The sequence below is a fragment of the Maribacter aquimarinus genome (assembly GCF_047345505.1).
Taxonomy (GTDB): domain Bacteria; phylum Bacteroidota; class Bacteroidia; order Flavobacteriales; family Flavobacteriaceae; genus Maribacter.
The window spans coordinates 1-7,325 of the sequence record NZ_JBLFEO010000047.1 but is presented as its reverse complement, the minus strand read 5'-3'; the positions used below and the strand labels follow the sequence as shown (position 1 = coordinate 7,325).

6 protein-coding genes are annotated in these 7,325 nt (G+C 45.1%); all 6 read right to left on the bottom strand.

All coding sequences use genetic code 11. From position 1 onward, the window contains the following. Positions 1-195: 195 nt before the first annotated feature. Positions 196-1,647, bottom strand: a complete 1,452-nt coding sequence (locus tag ACKWCC_RS18910; RefSeq protein WP_413997539.1) for a tagaturonate reductase — start codon at positions 1,645-1,647, stop codon at positions 196-198. A gap of 5 nt (positions 1,648-1,652) precedes the next feature. Beyond that, positions 1,653-3,326, bottom strand: a complete 1,674-nt coding sequence (locus ACKWCC_RS18905) for a UxaA family hydrolase (RefSeq protein ID WP_413997538.1) — start codon at positions 3,324-3,326, stop codon at positions 1,653-1,655. A 5-nt stretch (positions 3,327-3,331) separates the two neighbouring features. Beyond that, positions 3,332-4,735, bottom strand: coding sequence for a glucuronate isomerase (gene uxaC, locus ACKWCC_RS18900; protein ID WP_413997537.1), 1,404 nt, complete (start codon positions 4,733-4,735; stop codon positions 3,332-3,334). A 77-nt stretch (positions 4,736-4,812) separates the two neighbouring features. Continuing rightward, positions 4,813-5,499, bottom strand: coding sequence for an SGNH/GDSL hydrolase family protein (locus ACKWCC_RS18895; protein ID WP_413997536.1), 687 nt, complete (start codon positions 5,497-5,499; stop codon positions 4,813-4,815). A gap of 201 nt (positions 5,500-5,700) precedes the next feature. Then, positions 5,701-6,267 carry a hypothetical protein gene (locus ACKWCC_RS18890; RefSeq protein ID WP_413997535.1) on the bottom strand — a complete coding sequence of 189 codons (567 nt, stop codon included), beginning with the start codon at positions 6,265-6,267 and terminating at the stop codon, positions 5,701-5,703. Positions 6,268-6,530: 263 nt separating this feature from the next. Then, positions 6,531-7,325, bottom strand: a 795-nt coding sequence (locus ACKWCC_RS18885; RefSeq protein WP_413997534.1) for a transposase, incomplete at its 5' end; no start/stop codon positions are given.

The following is a 7,325-nucleotide window of genomic DNA, read 5'->3' as shown; positions in this document are numbered from 1 at the left end:
TTGCCTTTTCCCGAAAGATCCGAAATAGTTCCATAGGATCCAAATTTGGGCCGCTTTTTTTTGATTGTTTTTGGGCTATCCGGCAGTTTGTGGCCCATTGCCATTTAAAACCTGAATAGTTACCTAAATCTTTATTATTCATAAATTGGGTTGTAATGTTGCTTATGGGTTACGGTATGGGCAATCGAAAAATGTTCACATTATTTTCAATATGTTGCGAATTGAATCAGTTCTGATTTTATCCAAAACCATTGGTAAGGTTTCAGCGATCAGATTCCGAGCCTCCAAGGGTATGGAATCGTTGAATATGTCTTCTAAAACTGTATCAGAAAATTCTTCTGTCGTCCACTGTTTTTCGTCCAGTTTTTTCCAATAGCTGAAAAGCATTTGCTTGATGTGATCGGCATCCTTGATTTCAAAAGCGGGTATCCCGTGACTATCGGAATAAAGAAAAAGCAAGGCCGCTAAGGCTAATGTAAAATATGTGGGAGCCGATTTCTTTTGTTCCAGATAATCAAGATAGGAGGGTAGCAGCCTAGTTTTGAATTTGGGAATGCTGTTCAAGGAAATAGCTTCTAAACGGTGTTGTATGAACGGATTTTCAAAGCGCATCAATACTGCCGCTACGTAAGCTGAGATTTCCTTTTCGGGCAGTGATTTTATGCAAGGGGCGATTTCCTCAAAAACCAAAGTCTTTAAGTACTCCTTTAAAAGCGTATCTTCCATAAATTCCCCCACCGTTCGCTTACCTGCCAAGAGGCCGATAGGCACCATGGCCGTATGGGCTCCATTCAATAAACGTACCTTTAAATTGCGGTAGGGGGCCAAGTCCTGAACAAATTGCACATTGAGTTCTGTCTTAAAGAAGGGCAGTTCGCGCTCAATGGGTTTGGGTGCTCTTATTATCCAACTATGATACACTTCCCCGGTGACCATCAATTTATCGTTATAGCCCAATTCCTGTTCCAATTCTTGTGAATTTTTGGTGGGATAGCCCGATACAATACGGTCTGCTAACGTGTCACAGAAACTATTATGGTCGTATATCCAAGTTTCAAACGCTTCACCAAGGTTCCAATGCCGTGTGTAAGCGATAATCGCGTCCCTCAAAAGGACACCATTGTTTTCGACCAGCTCACAGGGAAGAAAAATACAGCCTTTATCGGGGGCTCCCTTAAAATGGGTAAACCTTTCAAGAAGCCAATGGGTCAATTTCGCGGGAAATTGTTTTGGCGGCTTTTCCGATAGGCCATCTTCAGCGCTGAAAACAATACCCGCTTCGGTGGTGTTGGAAACAATAAAACGCATGGTGGGAATATGGGCGGTCTTCAGATAAGCCTCCCAATCTTGGTAGGGGTTCACAACGCGACCAATGCACTCCACAATCCGTTTTTCTTGCACAGGAACACCTTGTTTTAATCCGTTCAGTAGAACGGTGTAAATACCCTCTTGATCTATTAAATCACTGTAGTTGCCTCGCTCCGTTGGTTTTACGACGATAACGCTCCCGTCAAAGTCGGTCTCTTCGTTCAAGATATCGACCATCCAATTCAGGAAAGCCCTTAAAAAGTTTCCACCCCCGAATTGGAGTATCCGCGATGGGGATATTTCCCTTGTATTGACAACCTTTCTATTTAACCTGTTCATTTTATCTATAGTGAAATTCCCCGTTTCCAAGGGATGAAATCATTTTGTCCGTTAAAGAGTGCCTTGGTCTGTACCTTACCGCTAGCTGTATTAATGATAAGATCCAGTAACTCCTCGCCCATTGCTTTAATGGTCTTTTTACCAGTAATTACTGGACCGGCATCGAAATCGATCATGTCGTTCATACGCTCAAAAAGTGCCGTATTGCTGCTTATCTTTATCACGGGAGCAAGCGGGTTGCCTGTCGGCGTGCCCAAGCCAGTAGTAAAAGCGATGATGTTGCAGCCCGAACCGACCAGCCCGGTCGTACTTTCAACATCATTGCCGGGCGTGCATAGCAGATGAAGTCCTTTTTTCGTGACTTGTTCGGTATAGTCCAACACTTCGCGTATAGGAGATGTTCCTCCTTTTTTTGCGGCCCCGGCGGACTTCATGGCGTCGGTAATCAGCCCATCTTTGATATTTCCCGGAGAAGGATTGTTTTCAAATCCGGAACCTACGGAAATCGCTGCTTTGGCGTATTCATCCATCAAACGGATAAATTTATCCGCGCTCGACCGATCTGCACATCTGTTTATCAGTTCCTGTTCCACCCCGTTCAATTCAGGAAATTCGGACAATACAACTGAACTGCCCAAGGCTACTAGTAAATCGGAAGCGTACCCTAAGGCAGGATTGGCCGAAAGACCGGAAAAACCATCGGAGCCCCCACACTCCAACCCTAACGTAAGCTTGCTCAAAGGGGAAGGCATTCGAGCGGTTTTATTGGCTTCTACAAGCCCGGTAAAGGTATCTTTGACCGCTTGTTCTATAAACGCTCTTTCACTGGTACTCCGCTGTTGTTCTAGATAGAAAATAGGTCTTGAATAATGGGGGTTGTTCTGGGCAATCGCTTTTTGCAACATCTCTATTTGAGCATTCTGGCAGCCCAGGCTTAAAACGGTTACTCCTGCCGTATTTGGGTTTGTGATGTATCCTGCAAGTAGATTGCACAATAGTTCCGAATCTTGTCGGGTTCCCCCGCAGCCTCCATTATGCCTTAAAAATTTGATGCCGTCGACGTTCTTGAAAAGCCTATTTTTATTCAACTCCTCCTTACCGTACATGATCGGGGTCGCATACAGCTCATCTGAAGTCGCCCCTTGTTTATACGCTTGTACAAGCGCATGGGTATTGACCGCGAAATCTTTTCTTGCTTGGTATCCCAAAGCTTCCAACAAGGACTCTTCCAAGACATCCACGTTCCTATTCTCGCAAAACACCAAGGGGATGACCAACCAATGGTTTGCCGTCCCAACCTTACCATCCTCACGTTGGTAACCGTCAAAAGTTTTACCTTTCCAAGGGGTGCTATCGGGAGATTTCCACGAGCTGTTCTTTCCTTGAATCGAGTACTTGCCGGTCGCGTGCGCCAGATTGGAAACCTTGATGGCACCCCCTTTGGGTATTGCCGCCTTTGCACGCCCTACCAGTACGCCGTACATATAGACTTCGTCACCTTTCGAAAGATCGAACAAGGCGAATTTGTGTTTCTGGGGAACGAATTCCTGAAGTACAATTTTATCTTCATTGACCAATGCGACAAAGCCTTTGGGCAAATCTTTTAAGGCTACGGCAATCGTATCCCTGGTATCCAATTGTACCACTGCCGATTCGGAATTTGATGTTGCTATGGCCATGTTATTCAGGTATCAAATTCAAAATATTCTTGGGCATTCGTATACGAAACTTGGGTCACTAATTTGCCGATCATTGCTATATCGTTTGGCAGTAGGCCTTTCTTGATGTCATTGCCCAAGAGGTTGCATAATAAACGCCGAAAATACTCGTGCCTTGGAAAGGAGAGAAAACTTCGGGAGTCCGTCAGCATGCCTACAAAGCAACTGAGAAGCCCGAGGTTGGAGACCGTGTCCAGTTGTTGTTCCATCCCCTTGAGGGTATCCAAAAACCACCATGCGGACCCCCACTGTATCTTCCCTTTTATGTCACCAGTATTGAAATTACCCAGCATGGCGGCCATGACCTCGTTATCTGCCGGATTTAGATTGTAGAGTATGGTTTTGGCAAGTCGGTCCTCGGTATCCAATCGGTTTAAAAATAAGGCTAAGGATTTGGCTTGGCTAAAGTCACCAATGGAATCAAAACCCACATCAGGCCCAAGTATTTTTTGCATGCGCCCGTTATTGTTGCGCAATGCCCCCAAATGGAATTGCTGCACCCATTGTAGTCTGTGATATTCACGGGAAAGGAACAGTAGTATATCCAGCTTTAACGTATCGGCCTCTTGAGGCGTAACCGTTTTTCCTTGAAGGATGTTGATAAAAATAGCGGATACGGAGGCCGTATGGTCGTGGGTCGCTTGCGGGATGTACTCCAGACCGTGATCGGCCAGCCTACATCCCAGACTTTCAAAGTACGCCAAACGTTTGATGAGGCAGGCGTATAAATCGGGTAATGCGTTTATTTCGATGTCGGCAGCGGCCCCCAGTTTCTTTAGATACGCAGTATAATGAGGGTTGAAAAAATCATAACAAGCATCGGGCCTAAAGGTAGGAAGCATCTTTAAATCATCTGATACCATACGTTGATGCGCGTTCAATTCGTCCGCCGGGTCATCGGTGGTACAGATTACCTTTACGTTCATTTTGCGCAACAAATCTTGGCAGTGCATCGTCGGGGATTGCAATTGCAAGTTGGTTTCACGATAAATGGAATCCGCCGAGTTTTCGTCCAGTAATGTATCAATATCAAAGTATCGTTTTAATTCCAGATGGGTCCAATGATAGAGGGGATTCCTCAAGGTCGCGGGTACGGTCTTTGCCCATTTCAGAAACTTCGCCTCATCCGAGGCGTTACCGGTACAGTATTTTTCTTCAATACCCATGGTACGCATCGCCCGCCATTTGTAATGGTCGCCGTAGAGCCACGCCTCGGTGATGGTAGAGAATTTTTTGTTTTCGGCTATCGCTTCGGGGGAGAGATGGCAATGGTAATCAATAATCGGTTGCTTCGCCGCATAGCTGTGGTAGAGCTCCTGCGCGTACCTTGTTTCCAGTAGAAAATCGGTATGAATGAATTTTTCTGCCATTGTTTAAAAAACTGTCAAAGGATCAAAGTCTCTCTGGATTTGCTATCGCTTCCTCAAGACCTTTTGGTTAAAAATGATTACTCCCCCAATGCCGCTTTTATTGCCGTTGCTATCATTTGCTGTCCCTCAGCATCTAAATGCACGCCATCATCTGAATACGTATCAAACTCTGGGGCCAGCGGTTCGTAAATATTTACGAACTTGATGTTGTTTTCAGCGGCTACTTTCTCAAATTCCTTTATGAAAAACCGGACTCTTTTTCCGGCTCCCTTATATTTTTCAGCCAACAATTCGTCTTTGCCGTAGGGTGGGGGCGATACTACAATAATCTCCGGAACTACCGCTTTGCGATACCCGTGGTGTTCAATGCTTCGAAGCAACCTCCGCAGGTTGTCGATAACCGCCGGTTGTACCGAATCAAAAACCGCTTTAGCGTCGTTGGTGCCAAGCAGGATGACCACATGATCGATACCGCCCATCTGTTTTTCGGCCTTGGCCAGGTACCCATCGATATTCGATACCGTGTTCAGTTTTGGGTTGTCTAGATTATCGAACCCAATGGTGTTGCCTGGTATGGATACATTGTAAATGGAATCGTTGGGCATCATTTTTTTGAGTTGAACCACCCAACCGTGTTTTGCCGCCCCATTGGAATCGCCGATGGTCAAAATACGGGCGGGATCGGCATCCTGACATGAGACTTGTAATACACTAAACCCGACTATTACTAAAAAATGAACTTTATTTAAAAATGACGTTTCCATACTTGTTTCCAATTTTTCCTATCATATTGCTCGTAAACTTACTTTCAAATCTGATGTGTTGCCAATGAAACGCCTTAGGTATAAGGAGGCGAAGCAATACAGAACTGAAACGGACTGTGTAATTTTCATCGTGTATCCTCTTGGAGCATACAGGATTTGAGGTGAAAAGAATCAAATTCAAAGTCTGGTTTTCCATTTAAATCATTCAATTATAAACCATTCATTAAACGAATAGACAGGTTCCCAAATCCTGTTCTGCTTTTGTAAAATATGAATAGAGATACTACTCCTTTGAACAAGTTTGATTACGGCGATATCGTCTACTATTATTGGTTTGGATATTCTTCTGACCCCATTTTTGATATCATCTTTGGAGTCAAATGATTCAACAATTTTCAACTTGTGAGTCAATTCACTTTGTTTCAAATCACATGGCCAACCAATGATTATTTCTGTTGCAATTTGGTCCGAAATATCATCTAACAATACTCTGAGTTCTCCATCCGTAATTGTGGTTGGGATACCTCGCGCAGCTCCGAATATATTTTCGGTATTTTCAAAATAGCGGACCCATGCCTTATCAAAATAGGTTCTATGGTAAAGCGGTATATCGACTTTTAATTTGCTATAATAATCATTGATGACTTTATATTCATCTTTTGATAGTTTGTCACATTGCGAATTTACACTACCAAAATTGAAGACCAGTGTTAAAAATACAATATCAATAAATAGTGTATTTATTTTTTTGTTTTTGGAACATTTCACAGTACCGAAGGGTTTGAATTCGTTTTCTAATTTTCTGTGTTGGTTATCATTAATGTATCAATCTGGGGGAAAATCCCTCGCCTTTAAGCGACGACTTTAGTTTCCCCAGATTAGTTATTCGTTACTGGTTATTCGTTATTAGCTTATTGGCACGTTTACAATACCATATTGTTTGCTTTAGTCGCCTTGAGGCGAATCCAAACCCATCGGTCTTTAGCCGATGGTAGTTTAGGGCTTGCTGATTTTCGCAAGGATCATAAACTTTAGGCCGCTACGATTCGGGGCGCATTTCGGCCACCATTTCCGATCGGTGCAAAAACCTTGCTTAAGAGCCCCTTTATGACGCCAGGGTACGTACCACAACGGAACACTTTCTTGAACAGGGCGCAAAAAATAGCGTGAATGTCCGCTATTTTTGCCAACGCCACCAGGTTCATCACAAAGAATATCGCACCGATCCAGCTCTCGGAGGTGTCCCTTCTCTTGGCCCGTATATCGCCAAGCCCGTAGGCGTTCTTCCCCTGCCCGAACTTGCCCTCGATATGGTTGCGCTGGTTCCTTTCCTTTTTGCGCTTACGTTTTTGGTAAGCGGTCAATTCTTCCTTGGGCGGGCGCCCCAAGGGTACGCCAACGATCCTGATGCCCTTTTCCTTTAGCCATTTCCTGTTCTCCCTGTTCAGGTAGATCCTGTCGGCCAACAGCAGTTCGGGCCAGCGGCCGTGGGTCTTCCGGTAGGCTTTTACCTGAAGCTCGAGGTCCTTCGATTCGTTGAAGTTGTCCCAGCTTATATGTTCGGTCCGTGCCATCCCGCCCGTCTCGCTGGAGCTTATCTTCGCCCCGAACTCGGTGGACACCCTGTCCTTGCCCCTGGGTATCGGGCGCACGTACGGCTGATGGATGTTCACGATCCTGTCGGCAACGCTGTGCACCTTTTCGTCGTACATATGTTTCTGCTGGTCGTAGAGCAGTTGCAGCACCCAGTATATCCTTTGGTCCCGCCGGGACAGGGGGAACCGGGAAGGGTACGGGTCGGGCATGTCGGGGAACATGCCGGCGGC